The organism is Gordonia sp. NPDC003425 (genome assembly GCF_053588635.1).
The window spans coordinates 1-1,067 of the sequence record NZ_JBSFQI010000056.1; the positions used below are offsets into that span (position 1 = coordinate 1).

Genomic DNA, 1,067 nt, shown 5'->3' on the forward strand with positions numbered 1-1,067 from the left:
AACAAGCCGATTCGGGTGAGCAGGGGGCGGCGGATGCCGTAGAGCGGGTCCCCGGCGCGGCCGCGGTGTCCGCACGTATCCTGTTGCACACGTTGACGACACACCGTCAACTTCTCAGCGGCCAGGTGCACCACATGAAACGGATCCATCACCGCACGCGCCTTGTCTAGGGTTTCGGCGGTCGCGGTGCGGTAGCCGGAGAACCCGTCCATCGTGACGACCTTGATCCGGTCACGAAACGCGGGATCGCGCGCGGTCAGCCAATTCTTCAACGCGGCCTTGGAGCGGCCGGCGACCATGTCCAACAAGCGTGCCGGCCCGGTACCGTCCACGATCGGCGTCAGGTCGACGAGCACGGTCACGAAACTCGAATCACCATGACCGCGAACATGTTTCCATTTGTGCTCATCCACGCCAAGAACCCGTACACCGTCCAGGCGGGCCGGTGCGGACGCTAACGTGCGGGCTGCGTCCAGGGCCAGGGTATTGACGGTGTTCCAGCTCAACCCGACCGCAGCCGCGGCCGCCGTCACCGACATCTTGTCGCAGATCATCGCCCGCAGAATCCAGGTCGTCGTCCGGCGGGTGACCTGGGCCCGTGGCGCCGCGATCGTGGAGATGTCGGCACGAAAGATCGTGGCGGCACAGTCGGGATTGGCGCACACGTAGCGTGGCACCGCGATATGCAGCCGCGTCGGGTGCCCCACGATCGGCAGATCAGCAACCTCACGGTCAACATGATCACGCAGCCGGCCCGGCTGCCCGCACCCGGCACACCTATTGTTCGGGGCCAAGACCTGGCAGAACACGTGGGTGCGGTCCTCGCCGTCAAGGGCGGCATCGGTGATCGTCACCCCGAGCTCGATGGTGCGGCAAATCGTGTCGGCAATAGCGCTACCCTGCAACGTGGGTCCTGTCGGTGTGTGAGTGATTGTGTAGGAACTGTCATCCTCACACCACAGGACCCGCCTACATCCCCAGACTCACCGCCCACACCCCGCGACCTTGCTCACCCACATCTTGTGCCCGCGAGAACCCGTTCTACGCACCGTCAATTCGGAAGAGCC

1 protein-coding gene is annotated in these 1,067 nt (G+C 64.7%); it reads right to left on the minus strand.

Annotation, left to right across the window (positions count from 1 at the left end; translation table 11 throughout):
* On the minus strand, positions 1-905 hold a 905-nt coding region (locus ACWDTD_RS20570; RefSeq protein ID WP_449748958.1), incomplete at its 3' end, for an ISL3 family transposase.
* Positions 906-1,067: the final 162 nt, after the last annotated feature.